14 protein-coding genes are annotated in these 17,374 nt (G+C 76.7%); 5 read left to right on the top strand and 9 right to left on the bottom strand.

What is annotated here, in order from left to right; genetic code table 11:
- The first annotated feature begins 17 nt into the window (after window positions 1-17).
- Genes AB0A69_RS23450 through AB0A69_RS23465 form a run of 4 tightly spaced genes read left to right on the top strand, consistent with a single transcriptional unit; the run spans window position 18 to window position 6,414 of the window.
- A complete protein-coding gene (locus AB0A69_RS23450; protein WP_361425224.1) occupies window positions 18-1,151 on the top strand; it encodes a hypothetical protein in 1,134 nt (377 codons plus the stop codon).
- Entirely contained in the window at window positions 1,132-4,203 is a 3,072-nt protein-coding gene (locus AB0A69_RS23455) for an AAA family ATPase (protein WP_361425227.1), read from the top strand. Before AB0A69_RS23450 ends, AB0A69_RS23455 begins: the two co-directional genes overlap by 20 nt.
- A complete protein-coding gene (locus AB0A69_RS23460; protein ID WP_361425230.1) occupies window positions 4,200-5,333 on the top strand; it encodes a trypsin-like peptidase domain-containing protein in 1,134 nt (377 codons plus the stop codon). Before AB0A69_RS23455 ends, AB0A69_RS23460 begins: the two co-directional genes overlap by 4 nt.
- 10 nt (window positions 5,334-5,343) lie before the next feature.
- Window positions 5,344-6,414, top strand: a complete 1,071-nt coding sequence (locus AB0A69_RS23465) for a serine protease (RefSeq protein ID WP_361425233.1) — start codon at window positions 5,344-5,346, stop codon at window positions 6,412-6,414.
- A gap of 65 nt (window positions 6,415-6,479) precedes the next feature.
- Here the strand turns inward: AB0A69_RS23465 and AB0A69_RS23470 are convergent, their stop codons facing one another.
- From AB0A69_RS23470 to AB0A69_RS23495, 6 genes are all read right to left on the bottom strand, one after another.
- Window positions 6,480-7,121: a DUF305 domain-containing protein gene (locus AB0A69_RS23470; protein ID WP_361425236.1), complete on the bottom strand. Its 642-nt coding sequence runs from the start codon at window positions 7,119-7,121 to the stop codon at window positions 6,480-6,482.
- An 86-nt stretch (window positions 7,122-7,207) separates the two neighbouring features.
- Window positions 7,208-7,633, bottom strand: coding sequence for a DUF6153 family protein (locus tag AB0A69_RS23475; RefSeq protein ID WP_361425239.1), 426 nt, complete (start codon window positions 7,631-7,633; stop codon window positions 7,208-7,210).
- 47 nt (window positions 7,634-7,680) lie between these two features.
- Entirely contained in the window at window positions 7,681-8,790 is a 1,110-nt protein-coding gene (locus tag AB0A69_RS23480) for a methyltransferase domain-containing protein (protein ID WP_361425242.1), read from the bottom strand.
- A 525-nt stretch (window positions 8,791-9,315) separates the two neighbouring features.
- The gene (locus tag AB0A69_RS23485; RefSeq protein WP_361425245.1) at window positions 9,316-10,104 is read right to left on the bottom strand and encodes a polysaccharide deacetylase family protein; all 789 of its coding nucleotides are present in this window, start codon (window positions 10,102-10,104) and stop codon (window positions 9,316-9,318) included.
- Window positions 10,101-10,985 carry a DMT family transporter gene (locus tag AB0A69_RS23490; protein WP_361425248.1) on the bottom strand — a complete coding sequence of 295 codons (885 nt, stop codon included), beginning with the start codon at window positions 10,983-10,985 and terminating at the stop codon, window positions 10,101-10,103. Before AB0A69_RS23490 ends, AB0A69_RS23485 begins: the two co-directional genes overlap by 4 nt.
- A gap of 4 nt (window positions 10,986-10,989) precedes the next feature.
- Complete coding sequence (locus AB0A69_RS23495) at window positions 10,990-11,772, bottom strand: SDR family NAD(P)-dependent oxidoreductase (protein WP_361425251.1); 783 nt, start codon at window positions 11,770-11,772, stop codon at window positions 10,990-10,992.
- 209 nt (window positions 11,773-11,981) lie between these two features.
- Here AB0A69_RS23495 and AB0A69_RS23500 point away from each other — a divergent pair, with 209 nt between their 5' ends.
- Complete coding sequence (locus AB0A69_RS23500) at window positions 11,982-13,139, top strand: galactosyldiacylglycerol synthase (protein WP_361425254.1); 1,158 nt, start codon at window positions 11,982-11,984, stop codon at window positions 13,137-13,139.
- Here the strand turns inward: AB0A69_RS23500 and AB0A69_RS23505 are convergent.
- The 3 genes from AB0A69_RS23505 to AB0A69_RS23515 form a co-directional block, all read right to left on the bottom strand.
- Complete coding sequence (locus AB0A69_RS23505; protein ID WP_361425257.1) at window positions 13,104-14,261, bottom strand: lanthionine synthetase LanC family protein; 1,158 nt, start codon at window positions 14,259-14,261, stop codon at window positions 13,104-13,106. The two genes, AB0A69_RS23500 and AB0A69_RS23505, sit on opposite strands and share 36 nt — an antisense overlap.
- Window positions 14,262-14,363: 102 nt before the next feature.
- Window positions 14,364-14,519 (bottom strand): hypothetical protein, encoded by a 156-nt coding sequence (locus AB0A69_RS23510; protein WP_361425260.1) that lies wholly within the window; start codon window positions 14,517-14,519, stop codon window positions 14,364-14,366.
- Between the two features lie 19 nt (window positions 14,520-14,538).
- The gene (locus tag AB0A69_RS23515) at window positions 14,539-17,373 is read right to left on the bottom strand and encodes a lantibiotic dehydratase (RefSeq protein ID WP_361425263.1); all 2,835 of its coding nucleotides are present in this window, start codon (window positions 17,371-17,373) and stop codon (window positions 14,539-14,541) included.
- Window position 17,374 lies beyond the last annotated feature (1 nt).

Below are 17,374 nucleotides of genomic sequence, written 5' to 3' on the forward strand. Positions count from 1 at the left end.
GCCCTGGTAGGTGGCCCATGCCCCTGGCCGAAACGGAATGGGACCTCGTGACCCTGTGGGTGCGCGAGTACCTCCTGGACACCACCGATCCGCACACCGGGCTGCTCCAGGCCGGCTTCCCGCCGGACTTCGTCGCCGCGCTGCCGCTGACCGCCGTCAGCGGCGAGAACGCCCTCACGCTCGTCCGCTCCTCCCGCCGGGACATCGACCGCCAGCTGCGGCTGGTCGAGGCCGTCGCCGCGTCCGACCGGCTGGCCGTACGACCGGAGGTCGCCAAGGCGCACGAGTTCCTGGAGCGGCTGCGGGAGGACCGGAACGTCCACGCCTCCCAGGACAGCTTCCGCACCCTGGTCCTCAAGAACGGCACCGAGGCGTTCATCGACCGCCAGAACCTGCGGGAGACGCTGCGCCGTTTCGTCGACGACCCGGAGAAGTCGGTGCTCGTGGTGGACGGCGACCCGGACAGCGGCCGCTCGTACACGTACAAACTCATCCGGCACGTCGGGCAGCACAGCGGTTTCCGCCCCGCCCGCGTCACCCTCTCCCCCGCCGCCACCGCGGCCCGGGTGCTGCGGCGGCTGGCGGAGTTCGTCGGCGAACCGCACGCCGCCGGGCCCTCGCCGCCGGACCCCGCCGGGCGGGACGACCCGCTGGCGTCGCTCGAGGACGCCGTCCACTGGGTGGTGCGCCGGGCCGCCACCGGGGAGGACACCTTCTGGCTGGTCCTCGACGAGTGCGACAAGCTCGACGCCACCTCCGACGTGTGGGACCTCATCGGCCAGCTGGCCCTCGCCGTCTACGAGCACGCCGCCGTACGGGGCGAGCAGGCGCCCCGGCTGGTCCTCCTCGGTTACGGGCCGACGATGCGCCAACTGCCGTACGACGTGCGCGGCAGCGTCTGCCGGGACACCGCGAGGGTCGCGGACGGCGCCGACCTGCGCGCCTTCTTCGACCAGTACTTCCACGAGGCCCCGCCCGCGTCCGTCGCCGCCCTCGCCCCGGGTGACTCCAGGGAGTCGGCGGTCGCCGCGCTCGTGGACGTGGCCGTCGAGGAGGTGCTGCGCGCCGCCGGGAAGGGCGACGGCGACAGCTACATGCGCAGGCTCTGTACGGCGGCGGAGGAAGCCATCCATGTCTACCGGACCCTCTGACACCGGCGGGCCCGGCCGGTCCGGCCCCGAGGCGCTGCGGGAGCTGTTCACCGCCCGGCTGCGCCGGGAGCTGCGGACGGGCGAGGAGCCGCCGCCCGCCGTCTCGGCCCCCCACCGGGCGTACCGCGAGGCGGCCTGCCTGCTCGGCTCCTTCGACCCCCAGCGGCTGCGGCTGCCCGACGACGACGGGGCCGGCGGCGAGGCGATCCTGGAGCTGCTCGACGACTGCACCGGCGACGGCGGGACGGGCACCGGCCGCTGGACCCTCAAGCGCCGGGTCCGGGAGGAGACGCTCGCCTCCCTGGCCGGACCCGGGGCCGCACGGCGCCTGCTGGAGTGCAACGCCCACCAGTTCGCGGACGAGCCCGGGCCCGAGCGGTCCGCCCTGGCCTATCTGTCCGGCCGCCCGCCCGACCTGCGCGGGCGCTCCGCCGACGAGCTGACCGACGCCCTGCAGGCGGTGCTGTGGCTCTCCCGGGTGCCGGGCGTCACCGGACTGCCCGAGGCGGACCAGGTCCGGCGCGCCCTGGACCGGGCCCGGCTCCTGGAGCCGCTGAGGCGTCTCGTACGCGAGCCCTTCCAGGGCCGTGCCGCCGAGCTGAGGGAGCTGCGCGCCTACACCGCCCTGCCGGGTGACGGCCCCGGGTCCCTCCCCGTCGGGCCGCTCGTCATCCACGGGCCGGGCGGCATGGGGAAGTCCACGCTGCTCGCGAAGTTCCTGCTGGACGGCGTCGAGGGCGCCGAGCGGGGGACGGCCGGCTTTCCGTTCGCGTACGTCGACTTCGAGCGGCCCACCCTGTCGGTGCACGAGCCGGCCACGGTCATCGCCGAGGTCGCCCGGCAACTGGCCGTCCAGTACCCGGAACACCACGCCGAGCTCGACGCGCTGACGGGCGACTGCCAGGAGGCGGCCCGCGGCGAGCGCGAGGACCTGGAGCGGGTGGCCCGGCTGCACCGGCTGTCCACCACCCGGGCCGTGCTGGGGCGTACGTCGTCGCAGGAGTTCCAGCTCGTGTCCATCGAGCGGGAGACCGCTCTCGTCCGCGCGGTCGCCGAGGTGCTCGTGCGGGCGGCGGCCGGCGCGGGGCAGGCGGAGGCGCCGTTCGTCGTCGTCATGGACTCGTTCGAGGAGGCGCAGTACCGCGGGTCGCCTGCCGTCGGCAGGCTGTGGGCGGCCTTCACGGCGTTCCACTCCGTGCATCCGCGGTTGCGCGTGCTGATCTCCGGGCGGGCGCCCGTCGGCCACCCGGCGCAGACCGTGGCGTCCCGGGACCTGGAGCTCGCCGAGCTCGACCGGGAGGCGGCGGTGGGCCTCCTGGAGTCGTGCGGGGTGGACGATCCGGAGGTGGCGCGGCTGCTCGCGGACCGGGTGGGCGGGCACCCGCTGAGCCTGCGGCTCGCCGCCCGCGCCGCCCTGCTCGCCGGTGTCGCCGGTCACGGCACGGGCGACCTGATCGGCAGCCTGCCGGAGCCGCGCCGGGACTTCTTCCAGCGGGTGGACCGGATGCTGGTCCAGGGCATCCTGTACGACCGCATCCTCCACCACATCGCGGACGACGAGGTCCGGCGCCTCGCGCACCCGGGGCTGGTGCTGCGCGTGATCACCCCCGAGATCATCAAGGAGGTGCTCGCCGGCCCCTGCGGCCTGCGCGTGGAGACCATGGGCGACGCCCGGCGGCTCTTCGACGAGCTGGCCCGGCTGGACCTGGTCGAACCGGCCGGCCCCTCGGCGGTACGCCACCGCCCCGACGTCCGCTGCATCATGCTGCGGCTCCTGGCCCAGGACCGAACCGAGACCACCCGGGAGGTCGAACGGCGCGCCGTGGAGTTCTACGCGGCCCGGCCCGGCCCGGAGGCGCGGGCCGAGGAGATCTACCACCGGCTGCGGCTCGGCGACAACCCCCGGTCCGTGGAGGAGCGGTGGCTGCCCGGCGTGGAGCGGTTCCTGGCGGGCGCGGAGCGTGACCTGAGCCCGCGGGCGGCCGCCCTGCTGGCCGCGAAGTCCGGCCGGGCGGCCCCGGAGCCGGTGATGGCGGGTGCCGAACAGGAGGACTGGGAGCGGCTGGCCGCCCGCGAGGTCGAGGACCTGCTCGCCCAGGGCCTCACCGGGGACGCGGCCGCCCGGCTCGCCGAGCGCCGCCCGTGGAGGCCCTGCAGCGCGCTGCACGCGCTCCACGCCGAGACGCTCGACCGGCTGGGCCGCCGCGCGGAGGCCCGCGCGGCCCTGGCGGAGGCGATCGAGGCGGCGGAGGCGGTGGCCACCGGGGCCGGGGTGGGCGGGACACGCCGGGCCCGGGTGTGCGGCGAGCGGCAGTTGGAGCTGCTGTTGCTGGCGGCGCGGCTCGCCGAGGAGGACGGCGACCTGGAGGCCGCCGACCGCGACCTGTGCCTGGCGGAGGACATCGCGGTGCGCCTCGGGCACGAGCTGGAGGCGATCGGCGCCCTGCTGGCCCGTACGCGCCTGACCGGCGGGGGCGGGGCGCCGCGGGACGGGGACGCCGACGACCGGCTGGCGCGGCGGCTGCGCCGGCTGCCGGAGGCGGTGCTGGCCGGTCAGCCCGAGCTCGTACGGGCGGCCGCGTCGCAGGTCCACGCGCGGGATCCGCAGGCGCTGGGCCACGCGCTGGAGGCGGTGGGCCTGCCCGCCGACGACGCCGTACCGGATGTGCTGGGAGCGGCGATCCGCCGGGCGGTGGCGCACCGGCCCGGGCTCCTGGGCGACGTGATGGAGCTGCTGGTCGACGCGGCGGGCCCGGCGCGGCGGCCGGACGCGCCGCCGCCGTCCAGCGTCGTCGGGATCCTGCGCCTGGCGCGTGACCACGGCACGCTGGACGCGCTCGCGCGGCGGCTGCTCGACGTGCCGGACGACAGCGGAGAGATCGCCGTCGGGGTGGCGGCGGCGATGGGGCTGGACGCCCCGGGCAACGGCGAACCCGCGGCCCCCGCCGCCCGCACGGCCCCCACCACCCGCACGACCCCCACCACCCGTACGCCCCCCGCGGCCTCCACCACCCCCATGGCCTCCCCCACCCGTAGGACAGGACCGCCATGACCCCGACCCCGTATCTCCCGCCCGACCGGATCCTCGAAGTGCGGGACGCCGCCCTGGAGTCGGGGCTCGCCGACCCGTCGGTGCGGCCGCTGCTCTTCGACGGCGTCATGCCCCGCTACCGCGGCACCCTGCCGCTGCTGCCGGCGCCCGGGCGGCAACTGCACTCGGACCTCAACGAGATGAACCGGGTGGAGCGGTTGGTGGACGGCTCCGTACCGCTGGAGACCTGGCTGCGGAACGCCGTCGCGCAGACCACCGAGGCCGCGCCGCTCGCCGTCCTCCAGCGCGCCCTGGACGACGTGGCGCGGGCGGCGGCGGGCGAGCCGGACGTCCTGGCCGGGCGCCACCTCCCCGAGGTGAAGGAACAGATCGTCCACCGGGACGACACGGTGCCCTTCGGTTTCCTGCGGGGCGGTGACCGGGCGGGGGCGGCGGTCGCGCGCGTCAGGGTCCCGCCGTTCGAAGGGGGCGCGCCGCTCCAGCCGAACGGCTTCCCGCACTCCGGTACGGGCTGGCTCGTCACGCCGGACCTGCTGGTCACCAACCACCATGTGGTCAACGCCCGCACCGGCGGCGGCGCCGGTCCCGCGCGGGCCGCGCCCGAGGACCTGCTCCTGCAGGCGCGGCACACCCGCGCACGGTTCGGCTACGACACGGAGGAGGACGGCGAGGCGGAGGAGGTGGCCGTCGCCGAGCTCGTCGCCGCCGACCCGGACCTGGACTACGCGGTGCTGCGCCTGGCCGAGGCCCCCGACCGCCCCGTGCTGCGGCTCGCCCGGCGCCCGCTGACGGTCGTGCCCGGCGACTCCGTGGCCGTCAACATCATCCAGCACCCGGGCGGCCTGCCCAAGCGCGTGGCTCTGCGCAACAACATCGTGTACGAGGCCGACGCGCGCGATCTGCGCTACTTCACGGACACCCGCGGCGGGTCCTCCGGCTCGCCCGTCCTCACCGACGACTGGCGGGTGGTGGCGCTGCACCGGGGGTCGAAACGGGTGGAGAACGTGAACTTCCAGGGCAGAGCGACGGCGTTCGTGAACGTCGGGACCCAGCTGGCCGCCGTGCTGAGCCACCTGGCGGCAGCCGGTCCCGCCGTCCACGCCGAGATCGAAGCGGCTCAAAACGCGTGAGGAGAGACGGATGCGAGAACGGAACAGGTCCCCGGTGGCCACGGAACCCGAGCGGGTCTTCACCGACCTGGCCGAGGTCGCCGCGCGCGTACGGGAAGGGCTGGCGCGCGAGGTGCCGGAGTCGGAGCGGGAGCTCACACCGGAGGAGCGGCCCGCCGGGCACATCGCGGACTTCGCCGGACAGGAGCGGGCCAGGGTGCTGTCGGCGGGGGCCGACGGTCTGGAGAAGCTCTCCGAGGGGCGCGGGGACGACATCACCGACGACGAGTCCTTCGGGATGGAGGCGATCGTCCTGCTGGAGGGCAGGCCCGCCCTCCTCGTCCAGGGCTGCGACTTCCCGTCCCAGCCGGGCGACTGGGCGGTGCTCGACGGCCACCGGCCCGCGATCCGCGACTCGATCGCGCGCGTGGGCCGGGTGGAGGTCACGGGCCACCTGAGCCTGGACTGGGTCGGCACCGGCTTCCTCGTCGGCACGGACGTGATCATGACCAACCGCCATGTCGCCGTGGAGTTCGCGCGGGCCGACGGCGACGGCTGGAGCTTCCAGCAGGGCATGGCGGCCCGGCTGGACACGGCGGAGGAGTACGGCGCGCCGCCCGGCGCCGAGGGCCCGTCGTACGCGGTCGAGGAGGTGCTGGGCATCCACCCGGAGGTGGACATGGCGCTGCTGCGGATCGCCCCCGACGACGGCGGCGCGGGTGAGGGGCTGCCGACACCGCTGGCCGTGGCGGCGGACGCGCCGGCCGACCTGCCGGGGCACCCGGTGTACTGCGTGGGCTATCCGGCCTGGGACGGCCGGCGCAACGAACCGGAGTCGATGCGCCGGATCTTCATGGACGTCTACAACGTCAAGCGCCTCCAGCCGGGGACGGCCACGGAGCTCGCGCCGGAGCAGAACGTCATGAAGCACGACTGTTCGACGCTCGGCGGCAACAGCGGCTCGCCCGTCTTCGACCTCACCGACCACCGCGTCCTCGGCCTCCACTTCGGCGGCCGGTACGGCTTCGGCAACTACGCGGTGCCGCTGTGGCAGATGGTGGAGGACCCGCTGTTGGAGGGGGCCGGGGTGAACTTCGTATGACGGTACGGCCCCGGGTACGGCCGGGCGACGCCTTGTGACGGTGCCGCCCGGCCGCACCCGTCGGCTCAGCCCTTGCCGAGCAGCTTGTTCATCTCGGCGATCTCGGCGGACTGCGCGGCGACGATGTCGCCGGCCATCTTCTTGGCGGGCGCGTAGGAGCCCTTGGCCTGCTCCGTCTTCGCCATCTCCACCGCACCCTCGTGGTGCTTGATCATCATCTCCATGAACGCGGTGTCGAAGGCCTTGCCGGAGGACTTCGCCAGCCGGTCCATCTCCTCCTCGGTCATCATGCCGGCTGTGCCGTCGTGGCCGCCGTGGTCCATCCCGGCGTCCTCGCCGGGCACCTGCTCGCCCCAGGAGGTGAGCCAGCCGGACAGCGTCCGGATCTCCGGGTCCTGCGCCTTCTTGATCTTCTCGGCGAGCGCCTTGACCTCCGGGGCGGCGGCCCGGTCGGCGGCCATCTCGGACATCTGCACGGCCTGCCGGTGGTGCGGGATCATGCCCTGCGCGAAGGCCACGTCGGCGGCGTTGTGCGCGTCCTGCCCGGGCGAGGCCGGGGCCGTGGACTCGGTGGCGTGGCCGGTGTGGCCGGACGGGGTGTCGCCGTCTTCGCCGCCGCAGGCGGCGAGGACGAGCGCGGCGGTGACGACGGCGGCGGCGGAAGCGGCCGCCCGGCGGGCACGGGAGGGGCGTGTGGTCGTGAACATGGGGTGGTGCACTCCTTGCGCGTGAACGTGGCTACGGCTCGGGGCACGGCGTCGGCCCGTCAGGGCCGCGCGCCGCGCGGGCGCCGCTATATGCGCAGGAGTTGCAGCTGTGCCAGGTCCGGCGGGGCCCGGTCGGTGGCCGCGCCGGCGGCCGGGCGGCCCGGCGGCGTGAGGTCCGGCTCCGGCTCGACGCCGCTGGGGGCGAGGGGCACGGGGGCGGGCGCGGTGGAGACGCCGCCGGCGGCGCACGTGGCGTCCGCGTGGTCGAGGTGACCGGCCCCGCCGCGTCCGGCCCCGGCCTCGTCCAGGTGCTCGCAGGCGTCGCCCGCGACGTGGACGGTGTACGCGACGGCGTGTGCCCCGTGCCCGCCGTGCGGCGCGTGGGCCTGCGGCGCCGCCGTACCGGCGGCCAGCCCGTGCATCGCGAACACCCCGGCGAGCACGGCGAGGATGAGCAGCATCCGCCGGTACGCCGTGGGGCGTACGGGTCGGCGGTGCTGCGCGGGACTCACGTGCGCCATCGTAGGCGGCCGTGCGGCGCCCGGGGCGCCGGGGTCCGTCACCGCGCGCGGGCGACGTAGTAGACGTTCATCGGGTCGCCCTCGACCGACCGGACCTCCACCTCGGTGAAGCCCGCCTCGCGCAGCATGCGGCGGGCGGTCTGCTCGCCCCACACCGTGCCGAGGCCGGCCCCGCCGGTGGAGAGGGAGGTGGTCATGCAGTAGAAGAGGCTGAAGCCGAAGAGGGCGGGGCCGAAGGGGTGGCCGATGTTCTCCTCCAGCCTGCTGGAGGCGGCGATGTCGCCCATCAGGAACGTGCCGCCCTCGCGCAGCGCCCCGGCGACCGCCGCCAGCGCGGGGGCGGGTTCGGCCAGGTCGTGGATGACGTCGAAGGCGGTGACGAGGTCGTACGTGCCGGGGAGGTCCGCGGCGTCGCCGACGGTCAGGCGGACGTTGTCCAGACCGAGGCGGCCGGCCTCCGCGCGTCCCGCGGCGATGCCCTCCTCCGAGCGGTCCAGGCCGTGGACGCGGCTGCGCGGGAAGGCGCGGGCCAGGATCACGGGCACGTGGCCCTGCCCCGTGCCGACGTCGAGGACGTCGATGCCGTCCCGGAGCCGGTCGAGGACGCCGGGGGCGAGCGGGAGGATCGTGTCCACCAGCGCCCGGTCGTACACGCGGGCGCTCTCCTCGGCCTGGAGGGCCTGGAAGCGCGGGTAGGCGGAGTACGGTACGCCGCCGCCCTCGCGGAAGCAGTGGACGACCTGCTGCTCGACCTCGCCGAGCAGCGCGATGTACTGCATCATGCCGGCCAGGTTGTCGGGACCCGCCGCCGTGGTGAGGCAGGCGGCGCGCTCGGGCGGCAGTCGGTAGGTCCCGCCGTCGGGGTCGTACGTGACGAAGCCGCCCACGACCATGCCGCCCAGCCATTCGCGTACGTACCGCTCGTGCAGCCCGGCCGCGTCGGCGATGGCCCGGCTGGTGGCCGGCGGCAGGGTGCTCATGGTGTCGAAGAGGCCGGTCTGGTGGCCGACGCTGGTGAGCAGGGCCAGGCACGCGTCGTTGAGGACGTCGGCCACCCGGGCCGCGAACGCCCCCGCTTCCGCGGAACCCGACGCTTCCGTGGATCCCGACGGCTCCGCCGGACCCGATGCGCCGGGCTCTGATTCCATTCGCGTCATGCCTCTCCTCGGGCAAGGCAAGGCCCCCGGCGCGACGACGGCCGCCCCGGGGGCCCGGCCCAGCAGCCCCCTGTGGCGGGGGCGCTTGGGAGTTAACGGCTCCACCCTGCCAGGCCGGGCCGGCCACGGGACGGGATGCGCGGCCGGACGCGCGGCGGCGTCACCCGTCCGGCCCGGGGGCCTGCCCGCATCCGGTCGGGTGTCCCGGCGCGGCGGAGCCGCCCGCGTCCGGCCGGGCCGGTTATGCCTGGCAAGGTCACCGCCCGAGAGAGGACCCCTGGTCACCCATGAACACCCCCCACACCGTACGGCGGCTGCGCGTCGGCAGGCGCGCCGCCGTCGCCGCCCTGGCCGCCGCTTCCGTGGCCGCCTCCCCGGCGGGCGCCGGTTCCGCCGCGGCTCGACGAAGTCACCGCGTACCTGCGGAAGAGCGGGGTGCGCTACGCCAATGTGTTCGGCATCGGCCAGAAGCTAGCTCGGTGACGCGGCGTTCCGCGGGATCGCGCTCGGCCAGAACTACTTCCGGCTGCTCGGCCTGGAGGACCGGGCGCCGGAGGTCTGCCGCTCCTGACCCGAAGGGCCCAGGCCGTGGTCGGCGAGGCCGTGGTCGGCGAGCCGTCCGACCGTCAGGCCGCGCGCCCGGCACGCGGCGACGAGCGCGGGCAGGGCGCCGAGGGCGGCCCGCCACGACTCGGGCGCGCTCGTCACGTCGGAGTCGTGGAGCAGGACCGTGCCCCCGCCGCGCAGGGTCCTCGTCACCTCGGCGAGGACGTCGGCGGGGGTGGCGTCGGCGGTCCAGTCGCGGCCCCACGCCGACCACAGCACCGGGCGCAGCCCGGCGGCGCGCGCCGCGGCCCACCGCCCGCCGGTGAGGACGCCGTACGGGGGCCGGTACCACAGGGGCCGCTGACCGGCGGCCTCGGTGACGAGCTCCGTGGTGCGCGCCAGGTCCCGCGCGTCGCGCAGCGGCCTGGGCCACCAGGGGCGGTCGTGGCGCCAGCCGTGGACGGCCAGTTCATGGCCCTCGGCGGCGATCCGCCGCCCGAGGTCCGGGTGGCGCGCCAGCCGCTCCCCCAGGACGAAGAAGGTGGCGCGGACGGCGAGTTCGTCCAGGGCGTGCAGGAAGCGGGGTGTACTGGCGGGGTCGGGTCCGTCGTCGAAGGTGAGCGCGACGCGCGCCGGGTCGCCGCGTCCGTCGAGCCCCGGCCAGAGCAGCGCGCGGGGCGCGGGCAGCCAGGTCGCGGCGGGCCCGATGTGCCAGGCGGCGGCGGTCAGGGCCGCCCAGGCGGCCGTGCGGGGGCTCACCACTTCGACCGCCCGTTGGCCTCCTGGTCCTCCGCGACCAGCGGGGAGCGGGCCAGGTGGACGCAGCCGGCGGTGAGGATGGCGAGGGCCAGCACCTCGAAGCCGACCCGCCAGCCGAGGTGCACCTTCTCCGCGAAGAGCGTCACCCCGAGGACCACGCTCAGCAGCGCGTCGCCGAGGGTCATCGCGGGCTGGGACGCCACCAGGGTGCCCGCCCGCAGGGTCACCTGCAGGAGCAGGAAGCTGGCGAGTCCCACCCCCATGGCGGCGTACGGCTGCCAGGTGGTGAGGACCGCGCCGAGCCCGTCCGGCAGCCGCCCCAGGGCGTCCTTGAGCAGCGCGGCGGTGCAGGAGAAGCCGGTCGCGGTGGCCGTGCCGAGGGCGGCGGCGCGCGGCGCGGACGGCAGCCGTACCGACACGCCGATCATCACGGCCACGAAGGCGCCGACCGCGAGGGCGGTCCACAGCCAGTCGGCCGGGGGGACGGTGTCCCGGCCGCCGGAGGGGTCCGCGAGGGCGAGGAAGGCGGCGAGGCCGATCGCCATGGCGGCGAAGGCCCAGCGGGTGGCGGTGTCGGGGCTGCGGCGGAAGACCACGCTGCCGAGGACGAGCGTGAACATCAGCTCGGTGCTCATGACGGGCTGCACGATGGACAGCGGTCCGGTGGCCAGGGCCAGCGCCTGGAGGATGCCGGACACGGCGAGGAGCCCGGCGCCCCAGACCCAGACCCGCCGGTGAACGAGGTTCGCCATCCACCCGCCCCTGCCCCGGGCCCGGGACGGGCCGGGGCCGACGTCGGCCGCGGCACGCCGCTGGAGCACCGAGGCGCCGGCGTTGCCGAGCGCCGCGAGCAGCGCCAGGAGGATCGACAGGGCGAGCACGGGATCAGCCGAACCGCTTCGCCATGGCGCGGAAGAAGCCCGGCACGGCGCCCTGAATCCGGGCGGGCATCGCCAGCCATCCGGGGACGTAGAGGTCGTGGTCGGTGCCGCGCGTGAGGGCCCGCCACACGAGGTCCGCCACCCGTTCGGGGGGCACCGGTCGCGGGTGGTCGCGGTGGTACGGGACGCCCCGGCGGTCGAAGAACGGGGTGTCGACCGCGCCGGGCAGCACGACCGTCACGCGGACGCGCGTACCGGCGAGTTCGTAGCGCAGGCTCTCGGCGAGGGCGAGCAGGCCGCCTTTCGTGGCCGCGTACACGGCCTCCCTGGCGACGCCGACGCGGCCGGCCATGGAACCGATCACGACGATGCGGCCCGCTCCGCGCTCCACCATCCCCGGCAGCACCAGTCGCACCAGGTGCACCACGCCGGTGAGATTGACGGTCAGCAGCCGGTCGACGGCGTCGCCCGGCATGTCGACGAACGGGCCCGCCCAGCCGACCCCGGCGGCGGCGACCAGCGCGTCGACGCGGCCCTCCCGCTTCAGGGCCTCGGCCGCGAGCCGTTCCACGCCCGCCCGGTCGCCCAGGTCGACCGCGAGCGGTGTGCCGCCGGTGCGGCGGGCCACCGCGTCCAACCGTTCCTCGTCCCGTCCGCCGAGCAGCAGCCGCCAGCCCCGGTCGGCCGCGGCGATGCGCTCGGCCACGGCCTCGCCGATCCCGGAGGAGGCTCCCGTGACGAGCGCGACCGGCCCTGCGGGTACCTGCCCTGCGGGTGTCGGGGGCATCTGGATCCTCCGGAGTGTGGGGAACGTGCCCTTCCAGCGTCCCTGTTTCCGGCCGGTTCGCCTCCCGGGAGCGGGCGCGGCCGCCATGATCCGGTGCAGATCCACCCGAACAGGCCGATTCGGCGCCTTCCCCGGCCGCGCCGGGCGCCCGGACGGACGAGCATGGAAGCCGCCGGCAGCGAGGCCGGCGCCGAGGTCTGGAGGCGCCCATGGGGCGGCGGTGCATGGTGCTCAGCGCGAGCATGGGCGCGGGCCACGACACGGTGGCCGCCGAACTGGCGCGCCGGCTCCGGTCGGCGGGCCACGAGGTCCTCGTACGCGATGTGCTGACGCTCCTGCCGCCGGGCGCCGGGCCGGGGGTGCGGTCGTTCTACCGGTTCACGGTGCGCCACGCGCCCTGGCTGTACGAGGCGATCTACGCGGCCTTCCTGGCGCCGGGTCCTCCGGAGGGCGCCGCGGCACCGGCGCGCGGGCGGTTCGACGTGTCGCCGATGGCCGCGCTGGCCGAGCGGCGGCTGGGCGCGCTGGTGCGCGACTGGCGGCCGGACGTGGTCGTGTCCACGTTCCACCTGGCGGGTCAGGTGACCGGGCGGATGCGGCGGCGCGGCACACTGCGGGTGCCGTGCGCGGTGTTCGTCACCGATTTCGCGCTGCACCGGGCGTGGCTGGAACCGGGCAACGACCTGTTCCTGTGCGTCTCGGAGACCGCCGCGCGGACCGCCCGCGCGCTCACCGGGTGCCCGGCCGCCGCGCCGGGGCCGGTGGTGCCGCCGGGGTTCGACCGCCCGCCCCGGTCGGAGGCGTGGGCGGCGCGGCTCGCGCGGGCGGGCGGCGGGCGGCCGCCGGTGCTGCTGTCGGCCGGGGCCTGGGGCGTCGGGAACGGGCTCCTGGCGACCGCCGGGGCGCTGGCCGGACACGGCTTCCTGCCGGTACTGCTGTGCGGGCGCGACGAACGGCTCCGGCGGCGCGCGGCACGCGTGCCGGGGGTGCTGGCGCTGGGGTGGGTGGACGACATGCCGGGGCTGATGTCGGCCGTACGGCTGCTGGTGGACAACGCCGCCGGCCAGACCGCCGTCCAGGCGCTGGCCGCCCGTGTGCCCGTGGTCGGCTACCGGCCCATCCCGGGCCACGGTGCCGTCGGCGTACGGCGGATGGCGGCCGAGGGCCTGACCGTGTACGCGTCCGGCCTCGCGGAGCTACTCGATCTGACGGCCCGGCTGGCGCGTCCGGGGCCGGAGCGTGAGCGGCGCGTGGAGCGCGGCGCCGCGGTGTTCCGGGACGACGCGGCGCGGCTGGTGGCGGGGCTCGGCGATCCGCCGGCGGGCGATCCGTCAGCGCAGCCCGAGGCAGGGCAGCCATGCGCGTGAGGCGCCGTGGGCGGCGGTGAGCAGGGCGCTCAGCGCCCCGGCCGGGCCGCCCAGCAGGCCGGGCGGCCAGTCCTCGTACGTGTCGGGAAACCCGGCCACCAGGTGGTGGACGAGCCGGTCCTTGAGCGCGGCCGCGGCGGGCACGCGCGCGTGGCGGTCGAAGGCGTCGGCGACGGCCAGGACACCCGCCGCTCCGTGGCACAGGCCGAGCAGGTCGCCGGGGGTGTCGCCGAAGAGGTGGAACTCCGTGTCGTAGCGCTCGGCCAGCGTGGTGAAGGCCGCGGCGGCCCCGTCGGCGGCTTCCTTGTCGCCGAGGGCGTCGGCCGCGTCCCACAGGGCCCAGGCGACGCCGGGATTGCCGTAGCACCAGGCCTGGCGGCGGTTCGGGACGGCGGGCGGCGGGCCACCGTCCAGCCCGGCGCCGGGCCAGCTGCGGACGGCGCGCTCGTCGTCGTACGCCTGGCGCGCCAGCCAGCGGGTGGCCCGGGTGAGCGCGCCGGTGAGCTCCGGGTCGGGCCCGAGGCGGCGGAGGGCTGCGGTGAGGGCGGTGACGAGTCCGGCGACGCCGTGACCCATGCCGGTGTTGACGCGGCCCTGCATCCACGCGAGGTGGGGGTGCCCGTCGTACTGCCCGGCCCGCAGGCGGGGCAGCTCGTCGCCGTCGCACAGGAGCGTCAGATGGGCGGTGAGCGGGTGCAGTTGACCGGAAGTCGGGTCGGCGCCCGCGCACAGGGCGAGCAGGGTGCCGGAGGGGCCTGAGATCAGGTCGTAGTCGGGAAAGGCGACGCCCTCCGTCCGGTACGCCGGGGGCCGGGCGGCCAGATGGTCGCGCAGCCGGTCGGCGGCCCGGTGCAGCGCCGGGTGGAGCGTGGCCCCGAGGCGCAGGCCGACCAGCGTGCCGGCCAGGCCGCCGTCGTACAGCGCGGGGTGGGACGGGCCGCGCCCGGCGGACTTGGCCCACACGGCCACGGCGGCGGCCGCCGCGTCCCGGTCCGCGACCAGGTGCGCGAGGACCGGGATACCGGGGTCGGAGGGCGGCCCCGACCGGTCGGTGGCGGTCGTCCACTCCTCCAGGTACCGGGCGGCGAGGTCGTGGGCGGTGTCATGGGTGGCGTGCGCCATCAGGGTCCTCCCGGGCGGGCGGCGGGGTGGCGTGGGCGGAGCCGCCCGGACGGACCGGGCGGCTCCTGTGGGTGCGGGCGCGCGCTGCGGCGCGTCCGCGGATCAGGCGCAGATGACGACGGTGGCGCAGACGATGATGGTGCACAGACCGCTGCACCCCGCGGTCGTCGGCGACACCGACGGCAGCTCGCTGTCCGTGATGCGCTCGTCCAGGTCGTCGATGAGCAGGTCGAGGTCGGCCAGTTCGATGTTGGGCATGGGACGTTCCCTTTCTTCCTCACTGGGTGGTGTCCACCCCGGCGGGCCGCCTGGCGGGCGGGCCGGGGAGGTCTTGTGCGTCGCCGCGCAGCAGCGCGTCGGCGGCGGCCACGGCGAGCCGTTCGGCGCCCTGGTCGCAGGGCAGCCTCAGCAGCGCCTGCGCGGCGACGGCCGCGCCGCCGTGCAGGGGGTCGCGCAGCAGCAGGTCTCCCGGCGCCGGGAGCATCTCCTCGACGAGGATCTCGTCGCCCGCCTGTTGGGCGCAGAGCCGCTCCACGAGGTGGAGGGCGGTGAGCGAGTCGAAGTCCACGGGCACCGGTTTCGCGCCCGGGCCGGTGCGGATGAAGGCGTGGCGGGGCAGCGCGGTGTCGCGGCGCAGCAGGGCGAGGGTGCGGACCTTGGCGAGCAGGCTGTCGCCGGGGTGCCACAGGTGGGCGCGGCGCAGCCGCCAGGTGGCCGGGGAGAGGACGAGCTCGCCGCCCGCCGTCAGCCGGGGCAGCCCGCGCCGGTCCGGCAGCGCCGCGTCCAGGCCGTCCAGGCGGACGAGCCAGGAGGCGGCCGGGTGGCTCGCGGCGAGCAGGATGCGGACGAGGACGTCGTAGGGCGGGACCGGTGAGCGGGTGGCGTGGTGGACGGGGACGATGCGCTGCCCGTCGGCCTCGGCGATGATCCGGCGGCCGCTGCGGCGCACGGTGATCCGGTCCAGCGGCAGGTAGCGCGCGTGCGCCCCGAGCGGCCCGTAGTACGGCGTGGGGTCGGGGTCGCCGGTCCACCACGTGGTCGCCACGGGGCGGCGGACGGCGTTGGCGGCCCGCTCGGCGAGCGGGGGTACGAGGAGCTCGACGAACCGGACGCCGGTGCGGCGTTCGACGGCGGCGAGGAAGTCGCGGTAGGCGTCGGCGTTGCCGTACCCGCCGTACAGGGTGCGCAGTGCGTCGGCGAAGCGGGCGTCGAGCACCCCGGCGGCCGAGGCGGTCTCCAGGACGGCCACGGGTCCGGGGCCCGTGTGCGGGGGCAGCGGGCGCAGCAGGCAGTCGACGGGCCAGGGCGGCACGGCGTCACGGCCGCGCGGCGCGCCCAGGGCGTCGAGCAGCGCGTCGTCCACGTCGACGCGTTCGGCGCCGGAGCGGGCGGCGGCGTCCAGGTGCTCCAGGAGCCGGGCGTAGCCGGACCCGGGGTCGCGGGCGGGGGCCCAGCCGCCGTACCGCCGCAGGACGGGCGGCGGGCCGTCGGCCGCGGAGAGCCGGTCGGCGAGGATCTCGCTGACGGGGCGCGGCCGTTCGGTGAGGGCGGCGATCTCGGGACGTGCCTGGGGCGGGACGTCCGGGTGGCCTTCGGCTTCGCGCAGGGCGGCGATCCGGGCCGCGATCCGCAGGCCCCGCAGCACGCGCTCGGCCGCCGGTACGGGCACGGTGGCGCCGGGCGCGAGGGCGCGGTACGCGTCGAGGAACCAGCCGCCGGGGTCCGTGGCCGCGGGCGTGTCGGGGTGCGGCAGGGTGCCGGTCGCGGTGACGGCGTCGGCCCGGACCCAGGGGCTGTACCGGTGCCGGGGGGCCGTACAGACCTGGAGGACGCCCATGGAGAGCAGGTGCTGGAGGAACCCCCGCAGCACGGCCGGGTCTGCGGCCGGCGCACCGCCGGGCGGCGCGGCGGCGCCCAGGACCGTCTTCTCCAGCTCGCCCAGCGGGCACGGGCCGTCGGCGAGAAGGGCCAGCACCACCTCCAGGACGCGGGTGCGGCGCAGGACGACCTGGCGGAGCCGGCCGGGCTCGCGCGGGTCGACGACGTAAGCGCGCAGCCGGCCGGCCGGGTCCTCCGGTGCGGTGGCCGGCTCGGTGAAGTGCAGGGGCGCGGGCACGAGCAGGGTGGCGGGGTCGGCGGTGCGCAGGTCCAGGGGCGCGATCCGGGTCCGTACGAGGTGGATGTTCTCCATGGCGGTGGCCGCCAGCGCGCCGAGCGCGGCGGTGCCGGGGGCGAGGAGGGAGCTGCCGTCCGGTGCGGCGGTGACGGGCAGCGCGGCGATCTGGCCCGCCCAGCCGCGGGGCGTGGTCTTCGCCGCGGCCCGGCCGAGGACGCGCCAGATGTACGCGGTGCGCTTGCGCAGTTGCCTGCCGGTCCAGGACTGCCCCTCGGCGAGGCGCCGTTCGACGTCCTCGGTGAGGCCGGGGGCGGCGGCTGCCAGGAAGGTGCGCAGGACGGGGTTGGAGCGGGCGGTGTCCCAGGCCTGGACGGCGATGCGTTCCTGTTCGGCGGCGACCGCCTGTTCCAGTGCGGTGAGGCCGGCGGCCGCGGTGCCGGTCGCGTGCAGCAGGGCCCGGGCCTCGGCCGCCAGGTGGGCGGGGACGGCCGGCGAGCGCTCCAGGAGGCGGCAGTCCGCCGCGCCGGGTGCCGCGCCGGAGTGCAGCCGCCGCCGCAGGGCCAGGACGGCGCCGCGGTCGGCGCCCGTCAGCCCGGGATGCGGCACCACGTCGGCGCCGAGCCGGTCGGCGAGCAGGCGGGCGCGTTCGGCGCGCCGGTCATCGGCGTCGGCCTGGCGGACGACCCGTTCGAACAGCCCGGGGCTCGCGGCCGCGGTCCAGGCGTCGCAGGGCATGCCCGCGACGCGCAGCAGCGCCGTGGCGCCGAGGGCCCGGTCGCGTACGCCCCCCGGGTCGGGCGCGCCTGCCGCGTCCGGTACGCGCGGTGCGCCGGCCGCTTCCCCTCGTACGTCCGGGGTCTGCGGGGCGCCCGGGTTCTGCGGCGCGTGGGAAACGTGCGGGATGTTGGAAGCGTGCGGGGCGTTCGAAGCGCGCGGGGCGTCCGGGGGCCCCGCCGCGTCGTGCCGTGCGTCGGCCGCGTCCCGTGCGGCGGCCACC

It is taken from the genome of Streptomyces sp. NPDC045431, from assembly GCF_040646655.1.
Classification (GTDB): Bacteria; Actinomycetota; Actinomycetes; order Streptomycetales; family Streptomycetaceae; genus Streptomyces.

Bases quoted from the DNA above. Each gene is read 5' to 3' on its own strand.
- AB0A69_RS23470 (WP_361425236.1), bottom strand. From the start codon at position 7,121: ATGTTCACGACCACACGCCCCTCCCGTGCCCGCCGGGCGGCCGCTTCC.
- AB0A69_RS23500 (WP_361425254.1), top strand. From the start codon at position 11,982: ATGGGGCGGCGGTGCATGGTGCTCAGCGCGAGCATGGGCGCGGGCCAC.
- AB0A69_RS23505 (WP_361425257.1), bottom strand. From the start codon at position 14,261: ATGGCGCACGCCACCCATGACACCGCCCACGACCTCGCCGCCCGGTAC.
- AB0A69_RS23480 (WP_361425242.1), bottom strand. From the start codon at position 8,790: ATGGAATCAGAGCCCGGCGCATCGGGTCCGGCGGAGCCGTCGGGATCC.
- AB0A69_RS23460 (WP_361425230.1), top strand. From the start codon at position 4,200: ATGACCCCGACCCCGTATCTCCCGCCCGACCGGATCCTCGAAGTGCGG.
- AB0A69_RS23450 (WP_361425224.1), top strand. From the start codon at position 18: ATGCCCCTGGCCGAAACGGAATGGGACCTCGTGACCCTGTGGGTGCGC.
- AB0A69_RS23495 (WP_361425251.1), bottom strand. From the start codon at position 11,772: ATGCCCCCGACACCCGCAGGGCAGGTACCCGCAGGGCCGGTCGCGCTC.
- AB0A69_RS23465 (WP_361425233.1), top strand. From the start codon at position 5,344: ATGCGAGAACGGAACAGGTCCCCGGTGGCCACGGAACCCGAGCGGGTC.
- AB0A69_RS23455 (WP_361425227.1), top strand. From the start codon at position 1,132: ATGTCTACCGGACCCTCTGACACCGGCGGGCCCGGCCGGTCCGGCCCC.
- AB0A69_RS23510 (WP_361425260.1), bottom strand. From the start codon at position 14,519: ATGCCCAACATCGAACTGGCCGACCTCGACCTGCTCATCGACGACCTG.